This is a genomic window from Pedobacter sp. KBW06 (assembly GCF_003852525.1).
GTDB lineage: Bacteria > Bacteroidota > Bacteroidia > Sphingobacteriales > Sphingobacteriaceae > Pedobacter.
Genome location: NZ_QAJL01000001.1, coordinates 1,112,255 through 1,136,957 on the forward strand (window position 1 = coordinate 1,112,255; position 24,703 = coordinate 1,136,957).

General features: G+C 43.1%; 19 protein-coding genes. 12 read left to right on the forward strand and 7 right to left on the reverse strand.

The genetic code is table 11. From position 1 onward, the window contains the following. Nucleotides 1-53: 53 nt before the first annotated feature. Both nanU and DBR43_RS04405 read right to left on the reverse strand, forming a co-directional pair. A complete protein-coding gene (gene nanU, locus DBR43_RS04400) occupies nt 54-1,625 on the reverse strand; it encodes a SusD family outer membrane lipoprotein NanU (RefSeq protein WP_124578269.1) in 1,572 nt (523 codons plus the stop codon). Between the two features lie 12 nt (nt 1,626-1,637). Then, nucleotides 1,638-4,940, reverse strand: a complete 3,303-nt coding sequence (locus DBR43_RS04405; protein WP_124578271.1) for a SusC/RagA family TonB-linked outer membrane protein — start codon at nt 4,938-4,940, stop codon at nt 1,638-1,640. Nucleotides 4,941-5,107: 167 nt separating this feature from the next. Between DBR43_RS04405 and DBR43_RS04410 the strand changes: the two genes are divergently transcribed. Beyond that, complete coding sequence (locus DBR43_RS04410) at nt 5,108-5,809, forward strand: FadR/GntR family transcriptional regulator (protein ID WP_124578273.1); 702 nt, start codon at nt 5,108-5,110, stop codon at nt 5,807-5,809. A gap of 23 nt (nt 5,810-5,832) precedes the next feature. On the opposite strand, the gene DBR43_RS04415 is transcribed toward DBR43_RS04410, so the two are convergent. From DBR43_RS04415 to DBR43_RS04425, 3 genes are all read right to left on the reverse strand, one after another. After that, on the reverse strand, nt 5,833-6,837 hold the full coding sequence (locus DBR43_RS04415) for an ATP-binding protein (RefSeq protein ID WP_124578275.1): 1,005 nt from the start codon (nt 6,835-6,837) through the stop codon (nt 5,833-5,835). Next, a complete protein-coding gene (locus tag DBR43_RS04420; protein ID WP_073231553.1) occupies nt 6,834-7,187 on the reverse strand; it encodes a hypothetical protein in 354 nt (117 codons plus the stop codon). The genes DBR43_RS04415 and DBR43_RS04420 overlap by 4 nt, the downstream gene beginning before the upstream one ends. Before the next feature lie 246 nt (nt 7,188-7,433). Continuing rightward, the gene (locus DBR43_RS04425; RefSeq protein ID WP_124578277.1) at nt 7,434-7,886 is read right to left on the reverse strand and encodes a winged helix-turn-helix transcriptional regulator; all 453 of its coding nucleotides are present in this window, start codon (nt 7,884-7,886) and stop codon (nt 7,434-7,436) included. A gap of 149 nt (nt 7,887-8,035) precedes the next feature. Between DBR43_RS04425 and DBR43_RS04430 the strand changes: the two genes are divergently transcribed. The 3 genes from DBR43_RS04430 to DBR43_RS04440 all read left to right on the forward strand — a co-directional run bounded on the left by DBR43_RS04430 (nt 8,036) and on the right by DBR43_RS04440 (nt 12,600). Then, nucleotides 8,036-8,893 (forward strand): SDR family oxidoreductase, encoded by an 858-nt coding sequence (locus tag DBR43_RS04430; protein WP_124578279.1) that lies wholly within the window; start codon nt 8,036-8,038, stop codon nt 8,891-8,893. A 261-nt stretch (nt 8,894-9,154) separates the two neighbouring features. Continuing rightward, the gene (locus DBR43_RS04435; protein ID WP_124578281.1) at nt 9,155-11,932 is read left to right on the forward strand and encodes a two-component regulator propeller domain-containing protein; all 2,778 of its coding nucleotides are present in this window, start codon (nt 9,155-9,157) and stop codon (nt 11,930-11,932) included. Between the two features lie 44 nt (nt 11,933-11,976). Then, on the forward strand, nt 11,977-12,600 hold the full coding sequence (locus DBR43_RS04440; protein WP_124578283.1) for a response regulator: 624 nt from the start codon (nt 11,977-11,979) through the stop codon (nt 12,598-12,600). A 25-nt stretch (nt 12,601-12,625) separates the two neighbouring features. Here DBR43_RS04440 and DBR43_RS04445 read toward each other — a convergent pair whose 3' ends face one another. Continuing rightward, nucleotides 12,626-14,020, reverse strand: a complete 1,395-nt coding sequence (locus tag DBR43_RS04445; protein WP_124578285.1) for a serine hydrolase domain-containing protein — start codon at nt 14,018-14,020, stop codon at nt 12,626-12,628. Between the two features lie 327 nt (nt 14,021-14,347). On the opposite strand from DBR43_RS04445, the gene DBR43_RS04450 reads away from it, so the two are divergent. The 8 genes from DBR43_RS04450 to DBR43_RS04485 all read left to right on the forward strand — a co-directional run bounded on the left by DBR43_RS04450 (nt 14,348) and on the right by DBR43_RS04485 (nt 22,799). Next, a complete protein-coding gene (locus DBR43_RS04450; RefSeq protein WP_199756952.1) occupies nt 14,348-14,815 on the forward strand; it encodes a RidA family protein in 468 nt (155 codons plus the stop codon). A gap of 106 nt (nt 14,816-14,921) precedes the next feature. Beyond that, nucleotides 14,922-15,269, forward strand: coding sequence for a hypothetical protein (locus DBR43_RS04455; protein WP_124578287.1), 348 nt, complete (start codon nt 14,922-14,924; stop codon nt 15,267-15,269). Between the two features lie 113 nt (nt 15,270-15,382). Continuing rightward, entirely contained in the window at nt 15,383-16,078 is a 696-nt protein-coding gene (locus DBR43_RS04460) for an ABC transporter ATP-binding protein (RefSeq protein WP_124578289.1), read from the forward strand. Then, nucleotides 16,079-18,574, forward strand: coding sequence for a TonB-dependent siderophore receptor (locus DBR43_RS04465; protein ID WP_124578291.1), 2,496 nt, complete (start codon nt 16,079-16,081; stop codon nt 18,572-18,574). 18 nt (nt 18,575-18,592) lie between these two features. Beyond that, the gene (locus tag DBR43_RS04470; protein ID WP_124578293.1) at nt 18,593-20,035 is read left to right on the forward strand and encodes a DUF3526 domain-containing protein; all 1,443 of its coding nucleotides are present in this window, start codon (nt 18,593-18,595) and stop codon (nt 20,033-20,035) included. Nucleotides 20,036-20,042: 7 nt separating this feature from the next. Next, entirely contained in the window at nt 20,043-21,410 is a 1,368-nt protein-coding gene (locus DBR43_RS04475) for a DUF3526 domain-containing protein (protein ID WP_124578295.1), read from the forward strand. A 78-nt stretch (nt 21,411-21,488) separates the two neighbouring features. Further along, nucleotides 21,489-22,310 carry a metallophosphoesterase family protein gene (locus tag DBR43_RS04480; protein WP_124578297.1) on the forward strand — a complete coding sequence of 274 codons (822 nt, stop codon included), beginning with the start codon at nt 21,489-21,491 and terminating at the stop codon, nt 22,308-22,310. Between the two features lie 30 nt (nt 22,311-22,340). Beyond that, the gene (locus DBR43_RS04485; protein WP_124578299.1) at nt 22,341-22,799 is read left to right on the forward strand and encodes a DUF1569 domain-containing protein; all 459 of its coding nucleotides are present in this window, start codon (nt 22,341-22,343) and stop codon (nt 22,797-22,799) included. 44 nt (nt 22,800-22,843) lie between these two features. Here DBR43_RS04485 and DBR43_RS04490 read toward each other — a convergent pair whose 3' ends face one another. Continuing rightward, complete coding sequence (locus DBR43_RS04490; protein ID WP_124578301.1) at nt 22,844-24,661, reverse strand: DUF4153 domain-containing protein; 1,818 nt, start codon at nt 24,659-24,661, stop codon at nt 22,844-22,846. Between the last annotated feature and the right edge of the window lie 42 nt (nt 24,662-24,703).

The following is a 24,703-nucleotide window of genomic DNA, read 5'->3' on the forward strand; positions in this document are numbered from 1 at the left end:
ATGGCCTGAACTTAGCGTTCCGCCATTCCTAAGGTATGGCTGCAATAAAAAGATTAAAACTGCGGATAACCCTCCGTCTGAGTCAAGGCCCTGTTATTGGTTAATGAGGCCCTGTCTACCGGCCAAAGTAATTTATAGGCCTGTGCGGACGACAGTGCGGTATTGGCAAAAACAAAGCTATCGCCCATGCGTCTGAGGTCATACCAGCGCTTTCCTTCTCCAATAAATTCGAAAAAGCGTTCTTTCAAAATGGCTTGTTTGACATCGGCATCGCCTGGCATATTGGGGAAGCCCTGAACAGCGGCGCTGTAATTCGCGCCATAAGCTCTGGCCCTGATTTCGTTTATTTCTGAAGCCGGGCTCTCTCCCAATACCTCTTTCGCTTCTGCCAGCAATAAGAGCAGATCTGCATACCGGTAGATTGGAAAATCATCCGTATACTTTCTGTTTCCTGCATCCTGCTGTCCCTGATATTTTCTTAGGAAACATCCTGCAATCTTATACGTTCCCGCCGCAGGCAAGGTATAAGCCGCCTGAATAGAAACATCCCTTCTTGTATCCTTTTCATTGAATTTACGGTAAGTAGCGATTTTTACCGGAGCACGTAACAGTCCTCCATAGTTTTCGGCCGTTACCGTGAATTTCCTGTTCGCTAAAGAGTCATAAAAATTGGCGATCAGTCCGCCCTGAGGAGTGAATGCAGCGGGGATGAAAGTCATTTCTGCTTCGTTCAAGGCATTACGGCTGGCCAGAATAATTTCCTTATTTCCTTTATTTGTTCCGGAAAAAACTTCTGCATAAGGTTTGTTCAAAGGATTGGCAGAGGTGGTCAATAATCCCAAACCCGCTACTTTCGACTGGATGTCCGTCAACGCTGTTTTTGCAATCAGCGCATCGGCAGCTCCACCAGCTCTATGCGCAGTCCATAAATAAACATCAGCTTTTAACATCAGTGTGGCTGCTTTAGACCAGTATCCTTTATTTCTCTTAATGGTATAATCTGTTCCGAAATTATCCTCAGAGCGGGTTATGTCCTCCTTAATGAGTTTCATGACCTCTGTTTCAGGCGATGCTGCTTTGGCAAGGTTAAACAAATCCAGAGAACCCGCATCCACGAACTCGGTTTGAATCACTGTTTTACCCCAACTGCGGTACAGCTGATAGTAGTATTGTGCACGCATGCCATAAGCAATGCCCAGGTAATATTTCTTATTTGTTTCAGTAACGACACTACCGGTATTGAGTTTATTGATAAAGAGGTTCAACTGGTTAATGTTCGTATAAAAACCGCCGAAATTACTCACCCCGGGAATATCCAGGTTCAGATCATGGAGCCACATGCGCTCCAGTCCCTGGGAAGCTTCCCCGGTAAAAGAACCCGTAGTTCCCGGATCATTTCCATAGATATCCGACCTGAGTTCTCCCAGGAACATAAAGCTGGAATTGTGGCCGCGGAATTTACTATGCATCCCCGAAAGAAATGCATCGTACTGATCGGCTGTTTTCCAGAAGTTCTCATCACTCAGGTTACTCACCGGTGCTAAGGCCAGGTCTTTTTTACAGGCACCTAAGGTGACCATCAGCAGGCCTGCAGCTGCTATTAAATTTCTATAATACTTTTTCATGAGCTGTAATGATTAAAAAGAGACTTCCAGTCCGAATACAAATGATCTTGCTGTTGGGTAAGTTCCGGTATAAATACCAGTCATATTGTTGTTGGCATCTATCGGTGCTTCCGGTGTCGGTCCGCTAAACTTTGTTATATAGAACAAGTTGGTTCCCGTCGCATAGATTCTGGAATTGGCCAGAATTTTTGTCTTTTCCATCCATGCTTTAGGCAAGGTATACGATAGCGTCACTTCCCTTAGCGCCAGGTAATCTCCTTTTTCATAGAACCTGGAATTGTTGCCGTTTAAGACTGAACCTGCATTATTTGCTCTTGTATAATTTTGTTTTGAGCCGACTACCTGATCTGCGAAATACACTTTAGGGATATCTGTATCAGTATTCGTTGGTGTCCATGATTGTTTCATCAGGTCGATGTAATTGAATGTCCCCTGATAGTTCCCCATCGTTCTTGCAACCAGGTCATTGTAAATCGTATGTCCTAAGGCGAACTCAAATCTGGTATATAAAGAGATTCCTTTATAGCCTGCATTGATGTTAAAGCCACCCGTCCATTTCGGCATGATATTTCCCAGATATACCTGATCACGGGAGTCAATGATGTTATCCCCATTTACATCTTCCCAGTTTACATCTCCAGGCGTAATCTTCCCCCCTGTTCCTGCCGGAAGGTTTGGACCGGTAATGTTGGCAATGGCGTCCGTTCTGTTTCCTGCTATCCTGGCAACTTCCGCTGCATCCTTAAATATAGAGAGCTGTCTGAAGCCATAAATGTCGCCTATGGCATGTCCTTCCTGAATTCCACCCACCCAGATCAGCTGACCGGATTTCTGATCAAAAACCTGTAAACCACCTTGTCTGTTGTTTTCATTTCCATTAAAAGGGAGTTGCAATACTTTGTTCTTTACGAAACTGGCATTTGCGCCCAGGCTCAGGTTAAACCCACTTTCTGTACTCAGCACCCTTGCATTTACGGCAAATTCATAACCTTTATTCTGAAGTGTTCCTGAATTTGTTTTTAGTGGCGGATAGCCGATATAGCTTGGCAAAAGAAGGTCCGTGAGCAGGTCAGAAGTCCTTCGGTCATAATAGTCGAACAATAAGGTAACCCTGTCGTTCAGCAAACCGATGTCGATTCCTGCTCCGGTAGTTTTGCTTTTTTCCCACCTCAGATCCTGATTGGGCAGTTTATCATGGAAAAATCCACCAACCCCATCGTAATTTGCAGGGGAAGTATAGACGCCCTGAACTTCATAGCGGCCAAGGCCGGCAATGTTACCGTTTACACCATAGCTCAGGCGGGGCTTTAGGGTAGACACATATTTATTCAGGCCTGATTTACTAAAGAATTCTTCTTTATGTACATTCCACCCCGCAGAAATTCCGGGAAAATAACCCCATCTGTTTTGTTCCGGCAAACTCGATACCCCATCCGCTCTGAACACTGCTGTAAACAGGTATTTTTGATCGTAATCATACACAAACCTGCTGAATACCGAATTGATCTGGTATTGAGATTTTTCACTATAATTCACTTTTTCCCCGTTCAATGTAGCAGGGAATACCGTAGAAGCATTGATGGTAGGAATCTCATCTGTAGGTGCATTTTGACCATACAACTGTGAATTTGTGGTCTTCACTAAAAATGTTTCCAGTCCTCCCATGACATTAAAACTGTGCTTGCTGACTGTTTTATTGTAATTTAAGATTCCGTTAAATTGTGTCTGAAAATCTCTTTTTAAGGTAGTCTTAGCATCTCTGCTGCTGCTGGCAATTGACTGGGGATTAGCAAAGATATTGGTGTAAAGCTGGGTTGATTTCTGAAAAGATTCATCCCTGCGGTCCAGTAAATAGGCATTTCCTGTTCCTTTAAAATATAAGCCAGGTAAAAGGTCCCATTTTACAGAAGCATTTGCCACCACTTTATTCACTTCATTGCTGCGTTTTAAGCGGCCCAGCCAATACAAAGGATTTCCATCACTCACGCCGTTTCCCGGATTGGGTTGGGTCCTGGCTTCATCTATCCATGGATTAAAAGTAGGCCATATGGCCATGCTCCGGTACAGGGAATTCACTTCACCACCCACGGTTCCAATTTGTGAAGAGGTAGAAAGCGTTACGCCTCCGGCAACTTCAACCGTTGGTTTCACTTTATAGGATCCGTTTATATCACCCGTATAACGTTTATATTTAGAGCCGACAATCACGCCATCTTCGTTGTAGGCATCAAAAGCGGCGAAAAACTTGCCTTTATCGTTCCCACCCATGGCATTGATGTAATGGTCTTTGGTATAGGTATTTTGGAATACCAGGTTTTCAATTTCCCCGCCATGATCTTTATACATGATCTGACCACCATAAGGATCATCCATAACATCCCATCCGGAAGGGAGTTGTGTTGTTCCCGGAACATAAGTACGGATGTCGAAACTCGCCAGGTTGGCCACATCAGTGAGCAGGCCCAGGCCTCTTGAACTGTTGACCTGAGCCAGGGTTCTGTTGGCATTCAGATAACCCTGACGGGTATAATAGATATAATCTTTTGCCCCTAAATATTGGTAACCTTCCCGGTTTTGGTTGTATCCGCCTGTAAATTTATAAGAGAGCTGCGCGGCACCTGTTTTACCGGTTTTGGTGGTGATTAAAATCACCCCATTATTGGCCCTCGCTCCATAAATTGCAGTAGCAGAAGCATCTTTCAGGACTTCCATAGAAGCAATGTTTTCAGAAGAAATGTCATTGTAATCCCTGATCACTCCATCTACGATCACCAAAGGTGAACCCGGACTATTGATGGAGGCCCCACCCCTGAGGAACACAACTGGCCCGGCACCGGGCTGTCCTGTTTTGTTAATGACCTGCAGACCGGATATGGTTCCCTGCAAAGCACTCCCGACATTTGAGCGTGGCGCGTTGGCCAGTACCTCTTTATCCAGCTTTGCAATAGAACTCGTTACACTGCGCCTGTTTTGCGTACCGTATCCCACCACCACCACCTCATCCAGATTTGCGGATGCAGGTTTCAATACTACTTTTAAATTGTTTACGCTCCCGACCTTAACTTCCTGAGTCAGGTAACCGATATAAGTAAAGACCAATACATCGTTTAAGGAAGCTTCTATGCTAAAGTTTCCACGGAGGTCCGTTTGTGTACCTGACTTTGTTCCTTTCAGGGAAACACTTACACTGGGAATGGACTGCCCATCATCCTCTCCGGTAACCGTTCCGGTTACCTTTTTGCTCTGTGCGAATACGGCCGTCGAAAACAGCAGGCCGCAGATCAGAACAATTGGTTTTAAGTAAAACTGGTTCATACTATTGGTTTATGGTTAGCATTATGTTATACATAATAGTACTAATATGAGGGTTATATTTATTGAATGCAAGAAATATTTAAAGAAAAAATCTCTTAATATTGATAAAACGCCTTAATTATACTATTTTAGGGTATTATTCAATCACCTTATTGTTATACATAATAATGAAAACCGAGACACATACGTTTAGCCAACTGGACACCAGCAGTTTGGTGGATAAGGTGGAAGCCAATCTTGTACAATTACTGGTCGATCAGAAGCTAAAAATTGGCGATGTGATCCCTACAGAAATCGAATTGTCCAAAAACCTGGGGGTAAGCCGGACAGTGACCAGGGAAGCCCTCCTGCGGTTAAGGATGCGGGGGCTGATTGAAACAAAAAAGAAAAAAGGCTCGGTGATCACCAGTCCGGACATTTTTGGCATCATCGGAAAGACCATGGATCCACATTTACTGGACCAGGAAACTTTAAAGGAAATTTTCGAGCTCCGGCTTGTGTTGGAAATCGGAATGGCAGATTTCCTGTTTCAGAAAATTACCGCAGCTCATATCCGGGAGCTGAAAGCGATTGTAAAAAATGAACCCGATACTTCCGAAGATTATGTGTTTCATATCGAACATGAAATTGCTTTTCATGGGAAGCTTTATGAAATTACCGGTAACCAAACCCTTAAAAAGTTTCAGAAAATGCTCTTACCGGTATTTGACTATGTGCACAATAGTGGTCTGCTGAAGAAGCCGGCGACCATAAAGAAATTTGTTTCCCACAAAGGATTGATTGATATCCTGGAAAACGGATCCCCTGAACTGTTCAGGAATGGAATGAGAAACCACCTTGAAAATCATTTTCTAAGGATCTTCAGTTAGCATATCAGCTGGAAGGACAACAATTAAAGTGGCAGAAAAATAGAGAAGGAAGTTCCGTTTTTTCCGTCACTTTCCACCTGAATACTGCCATCATGCAGTTCTACAATTCTTTTGGTCAGATACATCCCTAAGCCCGTAGTAGGTTCACCTGCGGTTCCCGGTCTTTTGGCGCGGGTAAATTTATCAAAAATCTGTCCCTGAATATTTTCGGGAATACCGATCCCATTGTCCTTTACGACCAGTTTCAGCATATTGTCGGTAATGACCGTAGACAGCTCAATTTTCCCATGCTGATTGGTAAACTTAATGCTGTTGGAAATCAGGTTGTAAATTGCCCTTTTAAATTTGGGCCGGTCCATTTTAACCGATTTGCCAAATTTCAGATTCGTTTGCAACACCAATTGCTTTTTTTCCAGTTCCGTAGAAAGACCAGCCGCACATTCTTCCACCAGTTCATCGAAATTCTCTATCGAATAATTCACCATTTCTTCGAAAGTCTGCTCTGTCAGCAGGATATCCTCTATTATTTTCTGCGCAAAGTCACAGCTTTGGTTTAAATAATCCACCAGTTGTTTATTTTCAACCAGGATCAGGTTCTCCTGCAGCATATTCCCCAGCATTTTAATCGAAGCGATCGGACTCCTCAGGTCATGGGCCACCGACTGCAGCGAAAGCCGCTGACGGTTAAGGTTAGCATGCAGGTGATTGAGGATGTCATGCTGGGAAATGGTACCCAAAAAAACCTGCTGGTCATAGACCATCAAAACATCATGCCCGCTCCCTTTCATCACATCCAGCACCTTACTGATCTTGTCTGCTTTATCTACAGTTGGTTTCGGACTTAAACAGTCCATAATGATCATGTGGTGTTTTCTGGCCAGGTCTACCGAGGTCAATACCCCAACAGGGATGTTTTCATCCAAGACAACAAGGCCATTTGCGATGGCCATATGCCCCCTTGCAATGTGCACTCCCTGGTAACCATCAAGACTCGCATAATCATATCTAATGAGAGAAGCTATATTCATAAATCCGAATCTTTAAAGACGATATCTTTCACTGAAATATTTACTTTGAAATTCACACTAATGAGCTCTCCTTCTGAGATAAAAGGGAACACATTATTTTGCAGAATCTGTATCACTTTTTCTTTTGAGATCTTAGCAAGGATATTCCTATGGACAAAAATGGTTTCTATCATGCCATCATTGATGTCAATGATCTCGAAACCATTTGGCACGAGCAATTCAAATGATTTAGAAAGTCCTATTTTCCCCTGTACCGAGTTTTTCGCAAGCACCAGAATATCCTGAAATGGCGGGAGCTTTATTTCCTCGAAACTTAAATTAATATTATAGGTCCTATCCACTTCATTCATAAAACGATTTTTTAATTAATTATTGAATCAAATATACATTTATCTACCAAAAAACAGACACTTCGCGACCGACTGTCGCCTTTTCTTTTTCCTATTTCTTAATCATATTCCCGAACAGTTTCACATTCAAACCTTTATAAATCCGGGCAACATCCCCTTTTTATCCCTTCTGTTTTATGGAATTCGTAACCGATAGGTGTAGATTTATCCTCAGGCAAAACGCAGAATGTATGGGAAAGGTTTAGTTTATTTTTTATTTCGGAAAGCAAGAATCTCCGGAGCATTTGCTTCTGCCCAGCCAATGATTCCCGACAACTGCTGCATCAGGCTATGTCCCAGTGCAGTTAGTTCATAATCCACCCTTGGAGGGACCTCTGCATGAACCGTTCTTTTGATAAAGCCATCCCTTTCCAGATTTCTAAGCGTCACGGTCAGCATTCGGTGGGAAATGCCATCAATCTTTTGAATCAGCTCACTGAAGCGAAGTTTCCCGTAAGCACCCAGGGCATAGATGGACAAAATGCTCCACTTATCGCTGATCCTGGCAATGACATCCCTCACGGGGCAAATCTCATTGGCAGTGGTATTCGCATTCTGAAAAATTTCCTGTAACTTTCTACTGTCCTTAAGCCCTTCATTCCCAGCAATAGTTACACTGGTGTTCTTAGGTAACGTCGCTGTACCTTCTTGTTTATCCATTGGTTACCTCTTATTATTGTATTACTAAAAGTAACTATTGAAGCCGTCATGATCTTACAAATCACATAACAAAATGATTATCAGGATCATGTCCACTTCATAAGCTTTAGAAAACAAATATATTCCGATGAAAATAAAATACAGAAAAAATGGCAAATAAAATTTTAGTAACAGGTGCTACAGGCGCAATTGGCAAAGCACTCATCAAAGACCTTCAGGCAAAAAACATCCCCTTTCTTGCAGCGACCAGGAATGTAGAAGAATCGAAGGCAAAGCTTGGCTTATCAGATGAACTGGTTCATTTCTCTTTTGATGATCCGTCGACTTTTGAAGCGGCGACCGCCGGAGTAGATAAAGTTTTCCTGCTTGGCCCTGCAATGGTCCTGGAAATGGACCAGCTGATCAATCCTTTCCTTGATTTCCTGAAATCAAAAGGGATCTTAAGGGTAGTTTATTTATCTGCCTTAAAATCGGAAGAGATGGGTGAACGCGTGTCCTTTCATCTAAAAACAGAAGCCAGGCTGGCACAAGAAGGCTTTGATTATACCATTCTGAAGGCTTCATTCTTTGCACAGAACTTCAAAAATTACGAATGGGAAAACATCACACAAAGAGGAATTACCTTTGCTACTGCCGGTGATGGTAAAGTAGGTTTTATCGACGTCGCAGACATCGCCGCTACGGCTGCAGCTGTACTGACTCAGGAAGGCCATAGCGGAAAAACCTATGAACTAACCGGTCCGGAGCCTTTAACTTATTTTGATGCAGCGGCAATCCTTACCGCGGCAACCGGTAAAACAGTGGTTTATCCTCAACCTAGTCCGGAACAATACATCGCTGTGCTTAAAGAAGCAGGTGCCCCTGATTTCGTGGCACATTATATGAATTCCGTATACTCTGTGATTGCAAATCACCATGTCGGCTTTACGACCGATGATGTAGAAAAGGTAACCGGAAAGAAACCAAACACATTGAAATCAGTCATCAGCAACGATTTCTCTCATTAGTTATTTCTACAGATATCCCCGTTTAAGTCTGAACAGGGAAACACCCTACAAAAGTGCCCGGTTGAGCAAAGTCTCCCCGGGCGCTTTTGCATTCTCCTTTTTTACCGGTGGAAAATTATAAAGGCGATTAGAATTCCATATCTTTAAGTAAATTTAACTATCAAAACGCCGCTCCTCCACCTCGCCTTTTTATGTTGTTTTTGTATCCTTACAAAAGCACAGCCCTACTTTAAATTAAATGCACTCAGTACAAATGAAGGTTTGCCAAGTAATCATATTTACGACATTGTGGAAGACAATAAAGGTTTTCTATGGCTGGCAACGGACAATGGGGTTTCCCGTTTTGACGGCAGGTATTTTCAGAATTTCTCCGTCCGGGATGGCCTGCCATCGAATGATGTTTTACAGGTTCTGAAGTCTGCGGACGGGACCATTTGGGTAAATGCCTACAAACAAACTCCTGCTTATTTTGATGAGATCAACAACAAGTTCATCAGTTATCAAGGCAGTCAGCAATTAATAGGGATGGCAAAATCCCTGCTCGGAATGACAGGGATGGCAGATGGTACGATCCGGTTTCATAATGATTTGGGCATTGTATTCATAAAGAACAAACAGGTAACACAGCAGCGCATTAAAGATGAAGGCTTTTATGCCATCCGCGTTAACCATGAAACCGTCGATTTTACAGCTACAGAGGTTTTTCTAAAAAATAAAGGGCGTTGTACAAGGATCGGTTTTAGTCAGAAAGGCAAAGAAACAGCGCATACATTGATTCCCACAGGCCCGGGGATTATTCCGAGAACATTGGGGAATAACGACATCTACCTGTTTTCTGACGAGAATGTTTACAAGATTTCTGTTCAAAGTATCCAACCACTGGCGTATACCCTGGACTCCGTTACCAAACTGGGCCCGAATTACTGGCATAAGTTTTCAGGGCAGAACCTGAATGTGATCAACAATAAAGGAATTATCTTTATTATGGATCGAAAAACACTGACTTTGCGCCATACCATTCCCAGCCGGTTTGCCGTAAATTGCGCTTATATCGATCGCCACAAAAACCTCTGGGTAGCCACGCTGGATCAGGGACTTTTATATTACAGTCAAAATGGAATCCGGAAAATCACGAGCAATCCCGACTTTGTAAACCCCAATTTTTTAAGTCTTGCAGTAAACGCAGATGGGGAGATCTTTGCCGGCAATTATTATGGTCAGGTTTTACAGGTAAAGAACGGGCTATACCTGAAACACGACATTGCCGTTAACACGCTTTTTCCCTGGCACAGAAAAATCATCAATATTGGAAAGGACATCGTCACCATCAGCGATGCAGGTTATAGCCTCAATTTCCGGAAGTATGTTAACGTATTGAATGTGAAAGGCGTTCGTGCTTCCTTAAAGACAGCCATTGCGCTCAACGATAGCCTCATTATTCTGGGCAGTACTGCCGGATTAATCGAATTAAACCTGCGCACAAAAAAAACCAGAGCACTAAACAGCACTTACGACAGGACCTTAAACCTTGTTAAAGCCGGCGAAAATGTGATTTATTACATTGGGTCGAAGGGTTTGTATAAGTACCGTCATGACCTCAATGTCTCGGAATTCATTCCTTTTAAAGGTTTCTCTGAAAAAAAACTGACCTCTTTAACCTATGCTGCAGATGGTACTTTGTGGGCAAGTACAACCAGCGGCAGTCTCGTTATTTTTAAAGATGACCAGGAGATCGCCAGCATCAGTGAAGACATTGGCTTGCCCGGAAACATCACCAGAATGCTCGCTGCCGGAAACAAACTCTGGATAGGCAGTAAGAACGGAATCAGCATTCTGGAATATGCCGGAACTGCGCCGAACTTCCGGTACTCTTTAAAGAATTTATCAAAAACCGATGGCCTGCCATCCAATATCGTCAATGACCTGGCCCTCCACCGGGATACATTATATGCAGCAACCGAAAATGGAATCGCCAAAATTCCGGCAAGTTATCGGAATCCCGGTTTCGAAGTGATTCCTGCACTAACGGGTGTCAAAATAAATCAGGTTAAAACTGCCATCAGCGATGATTATACGCTGGAAAGCCATCAAAACAACATTACGCTTCAGTTTGCGGGGATAGAACCCAGCGGGCATTTCAAGAACCTTCAATATGCCTTAAATGGTCCGCATCACTGGAACAAGATGGAGGGAAATATCTTGAATATCCAGCTCAACAGCGGCGACAATGATTTATACGTCCGCGCAGTAGATGTCAACAATCACATCAGTAAGCAACAGCTGAAAATTCATTTCTACCTGAAGACCCCCTTTTATATGGCTAAATGGTTTTGGATATTGATGGTTTTTCTTGGCACAGGTCTGATCTTTTGGTGGCTCAACCTGAGAAAATTAAACCGTCAGAAGATCGCTTTCGAACAGCAATTTGCATTGGAGCAGCAGCGCAATAAGATTACGGCCGACCTGCATGACGATATCGGTGCATCACTCAGCAGCTTACAGGTCAACAGTGCTGTAGCCAATCACCTCCTGAATAAAGATCCGAAACAGGCGAGAAAGATCCTGGAAAAGATCGAAGACCAAAGCAAGAACCTTGCAGACAAAATCGGGGATATCATCTGGAGTATGAAACCCGGGAAAGACGAATTTATGACCATGAGCAGCAGGATAAAGAACTTTGCCAATGACATCTTAAGTGCAACCGAGATCGACTATAAGATTAAAATAGCGACAGAAATAGACAAAACCGTTCAGGACATCACCCTCCGGAAGAACATCGTCCTGATTACCAAGGAAGCCATCAACAATGCGGCAAAATACAGCAAGGCCAGCCAGCTAAACATACGCATGGAAATGGCAGAGCAGCAGATTAAACTGAACATCACGGATAATGGAATTGGATTTGATGCGGGTGCACACCAGGGAAATGGCTTAGCCAATATGCGAAAACGAACGGAGGAATTACATGGGCTTTTCCTGATCAGCTCTGAGCTGAATAAGGGCACCAGCATATCGGTCAGTATTCCCCTTGTCCCTTAAATTAATTACAGCTTAGTGCAGGATCTGCTTTGTATATTTGAATTATGAGTATTCGCATTTTTATATACGATGATAATGCCGACAGACGAGATAGCCTCAGGGCTTTATTAAGTCTGAATGATCATTTTCTATATGTAGGTGAAGCATTGAACTGCAAAAATGTGCTGGCAGATATAGAACAGTTTTATCCGGATGTGGTGCTCATGGACATCAATATGCCCGAGGTAGATGGCCTGGAGGGATTGAGGTTAATCAAGAGCAAGTATCCTGAGGTAAAGGTGTTGATGCAAACTGCCTATGATGACAATGAAAAAATCTTTACCAGTATAAAAAATGGTGCCAGCGGTTATATTTTAAAGAATGATAAGCCTCAGCGGATCTTACAGGCCATAGAAGAAGTAAATGAGGGTGGTGCTGCAATGAATCCCGCAATCGCACAAAGGGTGCTCGACTATTTTAAGCCTTCGGATAAAAAGTCTCCATTAAGTCCGAAGGAAAATGAGGTTTTGTGTTTACTGGCTGAAGGACTGAGTTATAAAATGGTTGCCGCAGAGCTTGGACTAAGTTTTCATACCATCAATACCCATACTAAACGTATTTACGAGAAGCTGCACATTTCATCCCTGGGTCAGGCGATTGCTTATTATTATAAGAACCTTAAGTCTTAACCGCTTTCCGGCCGGGCACCTATATTTAGGGAGTTGTTCCTGTTATTTTTCTCCCCTGATCATCCAATCCGGATTCTTTCTCCAGTATCCGGAACTTAAGCTCGTTATCTTCCTTAAAAAAACGGTAAATCACCGAATGAGGAAGGCCGCTATCGATAAACAACCGATTTCCGATTGGAATTAACTCCGAAATATCCAGGGGGTCAGCCAAATCCAGCTGAACATACAGTTTCCCATCTGCTACGGACAGGATCCGATCCTCACCGGAGCCCATTTTATATTTCCCTGAATAGCTCTTTAATGCGTTCGGATCAATGGGAACCCTCGCCGGGATAGGCCTGTTGTACAATATGTTCCGGGTATTTTTAACAGGAATACTCACTTCATCATAGTTTTGAAGTACGATGATGGTCTTATCCCGGTCCAAATGTCTTTCAATATACGTGATGTAACCTGCCCATCCCCCACTGTGTGAGGCAATCTTGCCATAAACTTTGTTGTCTTCCAGGGCCCAGCCGTAGCCATAATTGGTCTCTGTTCCGGTATTGGTCTTACCCGAGCTGAAGATCTTCTTTTTATCTTCCGCATTAATCAACTGATCGGTATATAATGCCCGGTCCCATTTTAACAGGTCTTCCAGTGTGGAGTTGACCATTCCATCTCCTACAATTCCGTCCAGGTAATGGGTATAATATGTTTTGCCCATCTCGTCCGGAAGGATCTTTCCTTTAACAGGATCCAGCGTATAACCCTTCGCATAGTTTTTTATCGGCTGTGGCTGATACCTGCTCCGGTATACCAGGGAATTTTTCATCTTCAATGGGATAAAAATATTTTCCTTTAAAAAATCGGCAAAGGATTTTTTCGACACCCTTTCAATGATGCTCGCCAGTAAAAGATAACCCGTGTTGCTGTATTCCCATTTTTCATTGGGTGCAAAATCAGCTTTAGGCTTTAGTTGCTGAAACAGGTCGATGACATCCTGATTCACCGCAATCTTTGACTTATCACCCTTCTCTTCAAACAATTGCATATAATCAGGCAGGCCAGCCGTATGCTGCAGCAAATGCAGGATGGTGACTCCTTTATAGCTGTTTAATTCAGGAATGTATAAGGCGAGTTCATCCTCATATTTCAGTTTTCCCTGTTTTTCCAGCAATACGATTCCCATTGCGGTAAATTGCTTGGAAACCGAGGCGAGTTCAAATACAGTATTGCGGTTTATTTTTCTTCCGGTCTTAAAGTCTGCAAAGCCGAAACTCTTTTCATAAATGATCTTTCCTTTCTCAGCGATGAGGACATTGCCATTGAATTTATTTGCCTTAAACAGGCTGAGGTATAAACTATCAAATCTGGTGGTTTTCTGTGCAAAGCTGAAGTTAAGGGAGAGCAGGAGCGGCAATAATGTTAATCTTTTCATCTGAAAATTTAAAAGTGGGTACGCGACCAAACGCACCCACAACCTAAACTACCATAGCGACCAAGCCATGATATTTCCTTTATAATTCCATTACGATCAGCCAATCCTAATGATTTAATCCTTTAAAAGGGTAGAGATAATAAATAAGGACGAAAGTAATGATTTTCTTTAAATAATCTTATTATAATTTCATGAAAAATATTTGTGCATATTTACAATAAAATGACGATTAGAACAAAAACACACAGAATTCCAATGCGGATAATGTAAATTTAATGTAGCAAAACAGCAAAATGGTCTGAACTTTAATTAATTTTACCTTAAAAAATGAATAAGTTATTATTTACGTTCCTCTTATTTTTCCCGATAGCTATGAATGCCCAACAAAAAAGCAATCCCGTAAAGTTCTTTAATTCTCCCGCAGTTGCTCCCCCTAAAGGGTATTCCCAGGCAGTTGAAATTGACTTAGGCAATAGCCGTATGATTCTTCTCTCCGGGCAGGTTCCACTGGATGTTAAGGGGAATCTGGTTGGAAATGGCGATGTCAGCAAACAAACGGAACAAATATTTGAAAACATAAAAAAAATAATAGCTGAAGCCGGCGGAACCATGAATGATCTTGTAAAGATTGCCATTTATATGACTGATATCTCTCAGGTTCAAAAGTTCCGTGATGTCAGAGATCAGTACATTAATTTAAAGCAACCACCAACCAGTACTCTGGTAGAAGTGACTAAGCTTTTCCGGGAAGATGTGCATATTGAAATTGAAGCGACTGCAATCATCAAAAAATAAAAGAGTTGCCGATATTGACCGCAATGCGGTGTTTATCAATAGCTAACATGCTGCGAATATAAGAAAACTTGGTCAACAGGAATATAATTGTAACTTTGTTGCATTAATGAACTTTAAACCGAGATATCTATCTGTCATCCTCCCTCAGGCAGGGGCGGTTTTCCTGTTGCTTATTTTTCTCAGTACCTTGCTGATTTCTGCCTTGCACCATCATGAAGACTTCTCTTCCCCTGTTGGCAAACATCAAAAGGAACAACTCAAAACCTTTTATTCTGCCTGTAAAACCTGTGACCTGATTAAACATCAATCTACGGATCTGAATTATACCGCCCCTCAAGCCTTCAGTTTTACCCCTCCCCCATTGCAAAGTAGAAGAACATTCCTGATTCCTCAGCTCAGGTCCAGCTTTATACTGAAATGCAGTAATAAAGGTCCGCCGGTCCTGCACTCCTAATGCTTTAGGCTTCCTGTTTCTGACAGTTTGCCACCTTTCTATTCCTGAATTACCATTCCATTGCCTTGTCTTTCCAGGTAATGCATTTCTATATATGCTAATTTTTAAAAAAAATGCTTCAAGCCATCTCCTTATCTAAACATTACCAGTCCCATGTTGCACTGGACAACCTTAATCTCGAAGTTAAGGCAGGTGAAATCTTTTGTCTTCTGGGTCAGAATGGCGCAGGCAAGACGACCACCATCAATCTTTTCCTGGGATTTACAGCCGCCAGTTCCGGGAAAGCGCTCATCAACAGCAAAGAAGTCCGGGCCGGATCCGAGGAGACGCGGAAGCACCTCGCTTATATTCCCGAAGTAGTGATGCTTTATGTCCAGCTTACAGCATTAGAGAACCTGGATTATTTCAGCATGCTTGCAGGTTTCAGCTACGACAAAGAAAGTTTATCCTCCTTTCTTTCCCAATGCGGTCTGCAGGAATCGGCACATTACAAACCACTTTCCGGATTTAGTAAAGGCATGCGCCAGAAGGTAGGCATTGCCATTGCCCTGGCAAAAAATGCGGCTGTCATCCTTATGGATGAGCCAACCAGCGGACTTGATCCAAAAGCGACCGACGAATTTACCGAGCTCGTAAAAGTACTCGGAGCGAAAGGCAAATCCATACTCATGGCTACTCACGACATCTTTAATGCGGTTAACATTGGCAGCCACATCGGAATTATGCGCCAGGGAAAACTGGTTCACACCCTTAAAGCTTCAGACATCAATGCCAATGACCTTCAGAAATTATACTTAGAAACCATCTAGATGACCTTCCGTTATATCAAATTCATTTTAATACTGCTCCTGCCTCATCTTTTCTCTCGCTCTGTCCAGGCACAGACAAAAGTAAGCGGAACGGTCACCGATCAGCAAAACCGTCCCATCAGACAGGTAACCCTGAAATTCAGAAATGGAAAAGACCTGTTAAATACTTCCAGTGATTCCAGTGGTCGTTTTCAATTTATATTGCCTAAGGCCGGTGATTATATACTCAGGGCCAGTGCTGTTGGCTTTACAGTCTTCCAGCAGGTCTATCAGATTCGGAAAAGGCAAGAACTGCAAATAGATACCATCAGGCTTTCCCCTTCCAATGAAGAACTACAAACTGTAGAAGTCATCGGTACCAGCGCAAAGAAATACTATGGAGATTACTCTTTTTCCGCCACTAAAACGGCTTCCTTAAATAAAGATATCCCACAGGCAATCTCTTCTGTATCCAAGGAACTCATTGCCGACCGTCAGGCTTTCAGCCTCGCAGATGCGATAAAAAATGTTCCGGCGGTTACACAAAACAGCTTCTACAACCAGTTTTCCATTCGGGGAATTAACCAGAATGAAGAAGGGGCTATTATTAACGGCATGCGAACCAGACAACATTACTTCCTCCAGCCATTGACGAGTAATATTGAGCGGATAGAAGTGATTAAAGGACCTGCAAGCGCTTCTTTTTCCAGCTCCGATCCGGGTGGAACCATTAATCTTGTGACCAAAAAACCACTCAGCGAAGATAGAAAACAGGTGAGCATTTCTGCGGGAAGCTTCAGCACCATCCGGGGCGCCCTGGATTTTACCGGACCGCTCAATAAGGAAAAATCCTTGCTTTACCGTTTAAATATCGGTTATGAAGACAGCAAAAGCTTTCGGGACCTTCAATATAAAAAGGCCTACCTCATCTCTCCATCTTTCTCTTACATCCCCAATGAGCAAACCGCTTTGAATGTGGAACTTGTTTTAAACAACAACAAAACAAGGTTAGACCGCGGACAAGCGATCTTTGGCGCCATTGCCGGTCAGACTGACCTTAAAAGTACTCCCATTACCTTCAATATGGGGGCCAGTAACGACCGTTACCGAACGAGCGACATCATGCTCATGAGTAATTTATCGCATGCCTTTACCAAAGACATCATCTTTAACATCGCTTATATGAAGCAGACCTGGGATGAAGACCTGCTCGAGCACCGCACCACCAATGTATACGGTGTGGATGAGGCCGGAAATGCCATCCCTACCCTTGCAGGCCTCAGGGCCATTCAAAGACAGCAAAGTTTAAATACCGATAACATCAGCAGTTATTTCGCGATCAATACCGCAACAGGGCCACTGCAACATAAGATCGTTGTTGGATACGATCGCATTACTGTTCAGAAATACCGGGGGGCTGCAGAAAGTTCGGCTCAGGGTTACCGCTTGAAAAGTGGCGGAATTGCTCCAAAATATGATCCTTTAAAGAAAGACCTCTATGTCTTTCAAACAGTTAACGGGATGAACATTCCCGTTCCAAACGTTGCACATTTTAACCTTGCCAAACCGCTCTATACCCTCCGGGATCTGAGTGAATATGTTTTTACACAAAACGAGATCTCTCCTGCATATGCGCTGGCGAACGGCATTTATATTCAGGACCAGATTAAATACAACAAATTAACGTTTTTGCTCGGATTGAGGCAGGAATGGCATGACGACTACAGCAATTATAAAGTCGGCAATGAGAAAAAGAGCTCCAGAAAAAAAGTATTGCCAAGATTTGGGATCACTTATGAGCTTAACCCGAATATCAATCTTTACGGGACTTACCTTCAGGGTTATCAGCCACAGGGCAATACTTCGAATTTAGTGGTCGTCCCTCCACCTGCAGGAACAAATTACAAACCATTAATGAGCGACCTGAAAGAGATTGGTGCCAAATCAGAATGGATGAACCGCACATTGATGGTCAACATTTCCGTTTTTGAAATTAACCAGAAAAACCTGTTGATGAATGCAAATGATCCGGTTGACCCGAACTTATTGATTGAACGTGGTGCACAGCGCAGTCGCGGAATTGAATTAGAAGCCTCTGGTTTTATCTTACGAAACTGGCAGTTTAATGCAGGCTATAGTTATGTAGATGCCCTGATTACACAGGATTACAACCCCATCTTAAATGGTCAGCGCGTACAGAATACGCCTCAGCACAGCGGAAGCCTCTGGACAAGATACGACCTTAATGACAACCAGATTTTAAAAGGCATCGGAATTGGTGCCGGGATTCAATACAGCGGAGATAAACTACCCTGGTATACCAGGGATTTTACCCTTCCGGCCTATACTCTTGTTGATGCGGCATTGTATTATTCACCTCCTAAATCAAAGGTTCAGCTCGCCATGAATGTCAATAACCTATTCAACCAGACTTATTGGGTAGGCGCACAAACTTACCTGAGGTTATTTCCCGGAACACCGAGAAATGTGATGTTCAATGCTACTTACCGATTCTGATCCTTTTATATAAAATCTATGAAAACGATATTTATCATTGCCAGGAGAACCTGGAAAACTGCCTTCAGCAATCCCGCCACTCTAGCACTTACGCTCATTCTGGGTCTGGCGCTATGCCTGGCTACTTTTATTGGCTGGCAAAATTTTAAGACTCAGAACGCTCAGCGTTTAAAATATAAGGAGCTTGTGCGCGAAAAATGGCTGGCAAAGCCAGATAAGCATCCCCATCGGATGGCCCATTACGGCTATCTTGCTTTCCGGGACAAGCATGAACTCAGCTTTTTTGACTTCGGTATAGAAAGCTTTGCCGGGGTCTCCATTTTTCTGGAGGCCCATAAGCAAAACACTGTTAACTTCAGCGAAGCTGGTTTTTCTAATGGCATGCTTAGGTTTGGGGAGATGAGTGTAGCCATGGTGCTTCAGCTGCTTGTTCCTTTATTGATTTTTTTTCTGGGTTACAGCAGCATATCATCCGAAAGGGAGGCAGGAACACTCAAGATCATCCTCTGTCAGGGTGTGAGCTGGCGACAACTCCTGTTCGGCAAAACGCTGGGCATCATCAGCCTGAGCTTCAGCCTGTTTATCCCCATCATCCTGTTAACGGTGCTGTTATGGGCCATGCTGAGCGACTGGCAGGTGAGTGCTGATTCTTCCCTGCGCCTTGTCTTCCTTGTGCTAAGCTATACCATTTACTTTATCATCTGCGCAGGTATTGCAGTGCTCGTTTCCGCCTTTCACCGAAGTTCAAAAGCGGCTTTAACCAGCCTGCTCGTTTTATGGGTTTTCTTTGCCATTGTCATGCCCCGCATTACCCAGGCCCTGGGCGTAATCTTATACCCCGCACCATCAAAAATGGAATTTGCTGCCGCCATCGGATCGGATCTTCATGAGCAGGGAGACAGCCATGATCCGGACGATCCTCATTACGCGCAGTTAAAAGCAGCCGTGTTAAAGAAGTACAAGGTAGACGATGTTAAAAAACTGCCTTTCAACTATGGCGGTTATGTCATGGCCGAAGGCGAAAAGATCTCCGCAGGGATTTACAACCAGCATCAGCAGAAACTCAATCAGAACTTTGAACAACAAAACAGTTTCAGCGTAGCCGCCAGCTACCTGAATCCCTTTTTGGCCATTAAAAACTTATCCATGGCATTGACTGCCGCTGATTTCAAAACCTATATTGATTTTCAGGCTCAGGCAGAAGCTTACCGATATGGTCTCGCGCAACGCATGAACAAACTTCAGATTGAAAAAATCAGCAATATTGCGCCCGGAGAAAAAGAGAAGCCACTATCGATCAGCCGTTCCAACTGGGCAGAACAACCAGACTTCCAATACCGGTTCAAACCCGTCAGCAGCGTAATTTCAAACCATATCTGGAGCATTGTATCGCTTTTCTGCTGGTTTTGTGCTGTATTGATCGTCCTGGGTTTTTCATCACGCTGGGTAAAAACATTATAAAAGTAATATGAATCCAACAATATATCGATTAGAATTTAAACTGTTCTTTAGAAATAAAGCGGCCTTGTCCGGCATCCTGATCCTTCTGATCAGTGGATTTGCCGGCTTATACTTCGGAAAGAAATTTATCCATCAACAGGACCAGGTGATTGAAAAGGCCAGCAGAATGCAACAGGAGCAAACGGGTACAAATATCAAACACTTTGGCAAAGACCCTGGCTTATTGCTGTACCACAACAAGTTCTCCATGGTTAATGTTCCTGACCGCTGGGCCGCGTTTGCAAACGGGCAGAGAGACATCAATCCTTACCTCCTTTCCGTGACGATGCTTGCGGTGGAGGGGCAGATCTACGACACCGACCTCAGCAACCCTTCTACCCTCTTACTGGGAAATATGGACCTTGCTTTTGTCTTCATCTTTCTGTTCCCGCTGGTGATCATTGCCTTTACTTATTCCCTGCTTTCTTCAGATCAGGAATCGGGTATCTGGGCACTCGTTAAATCACAATCCGGAAGCCTGATGCAGGTCCTCTGGCGCAAGCTTTCAATCAGGATCATCAGCATCTTTGCTGTAGCGGTAGTATTGATGATCAGTGCCATTTTTTACCTCCATTTACCTGTGGACCTTCGTTTTCTGCTGATCTTCCTGCTGCTCAGTCTCTATCTGCTCTTCTGGTTTTCTTTATCCTTCTGGGTGATTTCTCTGGGCAGGTCATCAAATTACAATGCGGTGCTCCTGATTTCGTTCTGGGTGGTCCTGAACGTCATTGCTCCTGCAATGCTGAACGTTTGGCTCACACAAAGATATCCCGTTCCTGAAGCATTGGAAACACTGGTAAAACAAAGGGAAGGATATCACGAAAAGTGGGACATCGATAAAAGCAAGACCATGGATAAATTCTATCAGCACTATCCTCAGTTTAAACAATACCCTTTTCCCGCAGAATTGAGTTTCAGCTGGTACTGGTATTATGCCATGCAGCAAATGGGCGATGATGAAGCCTTGGCGGGCGCAATATCTATGTCAGAAAAGCTGGTCAAAAGGCATCAGTTTACAAACCTGACTGCCCTGTTCTTACCTGGAATCCAGACACAACTGAGGCTCAACGAAATGGCTGGCTCCGATCTGGAAAACCACCTCAATTTCCAGAAAGCTGTAAAGACCTATCATGAAAAGATCCGCTTGTATTTTTATCCATTGATCTTTCAAAACAAAACCATTGAAAACGTTCAGTGGGACAAATTTAAAGTAGCTACATACCAGGGATATGCGACAGGAAATGTCTGGCAACATATTTTGTCTGTTGGCATTTTAATACTGTTATTTATGCTTCCGGCCATTTACAATTTCAGAAAAAGGATCAGCTTGTTTTAGCCTTTTCTTAAAAATTAATCTCTGGCATTCTTAAAATTGCCAGAGATTAATTTGCTTTTTATTTTATAAATTAACCTCATGAATTCATCACGCAGACATTTCATCAAGAACATCTCCTTTGCGACTGCTCTACTTGTGGGAGGTGGTGTTAAATATTTAAGCGCATCGGAAGTCCATGAACTGAAGCCAGATGTCAGGCTTCGCTTCGTTGTCGCCTCCGATGGTCATTACGGACAACCAAAAACCCAGTTCGATGAATCCTTCGCTGCCATTACACAACACATTAATCAGTTTCATGAGGAACATCCACTCGATTTCTGCGTCATCAACGGTGACATCATCCATGATGATAAAGATTTGCTGCTGACTGCCAAGCAGAAACTGGATCATCTGACCATGAAGTATTATGTCACCAGGGGGAATCACGATAAAGTGACGCCTGCCCATTGGGAATCCGTTTGGAACACGCCCTTAAATCATGACTTCGTCGTTAAAAAAAATGCAGTCCTGCTTGGGGATACCTCTAATGAGAAAGGAGAATACCTGCCACCGGACCTGAAATGGATGGAGACGAAACTAGAAGCCCATAAAAACCTGGAGCATACCTTTATCTTCCTTCACATCCCACAAGCCAAATGGACTGCCAATGCCATTGACACCCCCGCTTTCTTCGAATTGCTAAAAAAACACCCGAATGTTAAAGCCGTTTTTCACGGTCACGAGCACGATCAGGATGGTGTTAAAATGAAGGACAACATTCCTTTTTTATTTGACAGTCATTTTGGTGGCAACTGGGGAACAAATTATAAGGGCTTCCGGGTGGTGGAATTGCTAAAAAACCATTCGATGCTGACCTATCTGATGAATCCTACAGAAAAAATTAACCAGAATACTTATTAGTTGTATTTTTATCGAAAGATATCAAACCATATGGCCTTACCAAACATTTTCAGTCAGCCCGTTGCTGACTACACCATTCAACGCATCAATACCCTCCGTTCGGATACTCCTGCACAATGGGGAAAGATGAATGTTTCCCAAATGCTTGCACATTGCTGTGTAACATATGAATTGGTCTATGAGGACAAACATCCGAAACCGGGTGCCTTTATGAAGCTGATCCTGAAATTACTTGCCAGAAACAAGGTGGTTAGTGAAGCACCTTTCAAACAAGGTGGTCCAACGGCACCTGCATTTATTATAAAAGATCAAAAGGATTTTGAACTGGAAAAAAGCCGGTTAATTGCATTTATTCAAAAGACACAACAATTGGGCGAAGCTGAGTTTGACGGAAAGGAATCGCATTCCTTTGGAATCCTGAATAAGACAGAATGGAACAACATGTTTTATAAGCATCTCAACCACCATTTGACTCAGTTTGGTGCCTAAAAATTGGCAGAAATAGTAGCGCTCTGCTGAGCGAAGCAGGTTTACTATTTCTGCCTGATCAGTAAATAGCCTGAAAAGCTAACCGAGCCATCCTTTCTTGCTCCCTCTTTAACATCTTCAAACAGCCTGATAGAAGAGGCCACAAAGGTCAGTTCATAATGCTCAAGCTGCCTGGTGATGCTCATGGATTCCTGGGGTAAACTGTACCTATCTTCAAGCCCCCTTAGCGGCTTAAATTTTCCATCCCCAGATCGCTTATATTCAGCGATTAAAGCTTTTCCCAGTAGAAAAAAATCAAAATCAGCCTCCACATTTTCAGCTATTTTCACTTTCAGTACCGCATCTGAGATTTGTCGCTCGATAAGGAGTGGCTTTCCGTTCAATATCTTTTCCAGCTTTCCCTGATAGAGACCAATCTCAATTACATAATCATAACCTTTTACTGACACCAGCTTCTCTTCCGCGGTAACAAAAGTGATAAACCTTCTTTCCATCGCAGACAATTCTTTGTCAATTTTAAGCAGCGCAAGCGCTGTATCTCGTTTATCATATTTTAAACTGTAGAAATCATTCCTCTTTCTTTTCCGGTCCATCCTGGCTTCCAGCTCTTTCAGGTTTACTTTTGTAAAGGGTTGTATGGCAGTTAATCCATGCCGATCTACCAGATACTTCACCACTTCCTCCCGTTGCAGGACATCTTTCTGAACCTTAGAAGCAAACAGTTTTTTCAATCTGCTGACCTGTGCATATTTCGATACCGAAGAAGCACTTTGAGGGCCATAAATGGCCAATGCGCTAAGGATACACAGACTGATCGGGATCAGCTTTATGTTTTGAGCTTTGACCAGCAGGAAATACCCTGTCATAAACAACAACCAAAGGGAAAGCACAATTAAGACATACCTGGATTCCGTAATTCCATAGTTCCCTACCCTTTTCCAGATCGCCAGCAGCAATAAGATCACCAAAGGGATCATCATGACATAGAAAAACTTTGAAAACAGCTTGATCCATCCGTTCCCTGCTTTCTCCCGGATGGGATAAATCAGTAACAAGGACAAGATTCCAAATATAGCATAACCTAAGATCAGCGAAGAGACCAGTCCTTTGGGAAGCTCCCAGTTGATGATGATTTTAGCTTCATAAACCAGCAGGATCAACAAATAAACTGTCATTAAAGGGATCAGTACATACTGCGTAAATATTTTAAGCCCCTTGGGGTAAAATTCCTCTTTGTCCAGCGCCTCGAAATCTTTTGGCACACCGGCCAGGAAAAAGACGGTCATAAACCCGGAAAAAACAACCGACATTAACCTGATATAGGTAGCACCTTCAATCTGTACGTTGAACAATCCATTAATAGAGACCAGGGCAATAGCCAGGCCGGCATACAATACGGATGCATATAAAGCAGAGGTTAAAAATCTTAGAAATAAGGTCTTGTTAAACTGCCAGAAACCGTTTAGGTTTCCCTTCCTGATGAAGGGTGCAAAAGCGACGAGCAGATGTCCGGTAAGGGCAAGAAAGGCCACACGATATAGGTCTGAAGTGAAGCGTATGGGGTGCAAGGCAAAATACAGGCCTGTACAAAGCAGCAAAATCAATAACCGAAATCCCCATTTCCTTTTAACATCAAAGCCGTTCGCTTCTGCATACAGATCGGCCGACAGTAAGAACGTTAAAGCTAAATTGCAAATCAGGATGATCTTGGACAGGTATTCTTCTTCGATGGCCCCTTTATGAGAATCGGCGAGGTAACAACAAATTCCCGTTGCAATCACCGCAGCAAGCACCTGAAGGGGAAAACGAAGCACAACCTGTTTTGCACTTAACCAAAGAGAATAAATTGAAGGAAGTTTCATATTATGATTTATAAATGCAAAGATGTAATTTACAAATTAATT

Bases quoted from the DNA above. Each gene is read 5' to 3' on its own strand.
- DBR43_RS04445 (WP_124578285.1), bottom strand. From the start codon at position 14,020: ATGAAAAGATTAACATTATTGCCGCTCCTGCTCTCCCTTAACTTCAGC.
- DBR43_RS04485 (WP_124578299.1), top strand. From the start codon at position 22,341: ATGGCCTTACCAAACATTTTCAGTCAGCCCGTTGCTGACTACACCATT.
- DBR43_RS04475 (WP_124578295.1), top strand. From the start codon at position 20,043: ATGAATCCAACAATATATCGATTAGAATTTAAACTGTTCTTTAGAAAT.
- DBR43_RS04465 (WP_124578291.1), top strand. From the start codon at position 16,079: ATGACCTTCCGTTATATCAAATTCATTTTAATACTGCTCCTGCCTCAT.
- DBR43_RS04470 (WP_124578293.1), top strand. From the start codon at position 18,593: ATGAAAACGATATTTATCATTGCCAGGAGAACCTGGAAAACTGCCTTC.
- DBR43_RS04410 (WP_124578273.1), top strand. From the start codon at position 5,108: ATGAAAACCGAGACACATACGTTTAGCCAACTGGACACCAGCAGTTTG.
- DBR43_RS04430 (WP_124578279.1), top strand. From the start codon at position 8,036: ATGGCAAATAAAATTTTAGTAACAGGTGCTACAGGCGCAATTGGCAAA.
- DBR43_RS04455 (WP_124578287.1), top strand. From the start codon at position 14,922: ATGAACTTTAAACCGAGATATCTATCTGTCATCCTCCCTCAGGCAGGG.
- DBR43_RS04440 (WP_124578283.1), top strand. From the start codon at position 11,977: ATGAGTATTCGCATTTTTATATACGATGATAATGCCGACAGACGAGAT.
- DBR43_RS04450 (WP_199756952.1), top strand. From the start codon at position 14,348: ATGAATAAGTTATTATTTACGTTCCTCTTATTTTTCCCGATAGCTATG.
- DBR43_RS04490 (WP_124578301.1), bottom strand. From the start codon at position 24,661: ATGAAACTTCCTTCAATTTATTCTCTTTGGTTAAGTGCAAAACAGGTT.
- DBR43_RS04480 (WP_124578297.1), top strand. From the start codon at position 21,489: ATGAATTCATCACGCAGACATTTCATCAAGAACATCTCCTTTGCGACT.
- DBR43_RS04425 (WP_124578277.1), bottom strand. From the start codon at position 7,886: ATGGATAAACAAGAAGGTACAGCGACGTTACCTAAGAACACCAGTGTA.
- DBR43_RS04415 (WP_124578275.1), bottom strand. From the start codon at position 6,837: ATGAATATAGCTTCTCTCATTAGATATGATTATGCGAGTCTTGATGGT.
- DBR43_RS04460 (WP_124578289.1), top strand. From the start codon at position 15,383: ATGCTTCAAGCCATCTCCTTATCTAAACATTACCAGTCCCATGTTGCA.
- DBR43_RS04405 (WP_124578271.1), bottom strand. From the start codon at position 4,940: ATGAACCAGTTTTACTTAAAACCAATTGTTCTGATCTGCGGCCTGCTG.
- nanU (WP_124578269.1), bottom strand. From the start codon at position 1,625: ATGAAAAAGTATTATAGAAATTTAATAGCAGCTGCAGGCCTGCTGATG.
- DBR43_RS04420 (WP_073231553.1), bottom strand. From the start codon at position 7,187: ATGAATGAAGTGGATAGGACCTATAATATTAATTTAAGTTTCGAGGAA.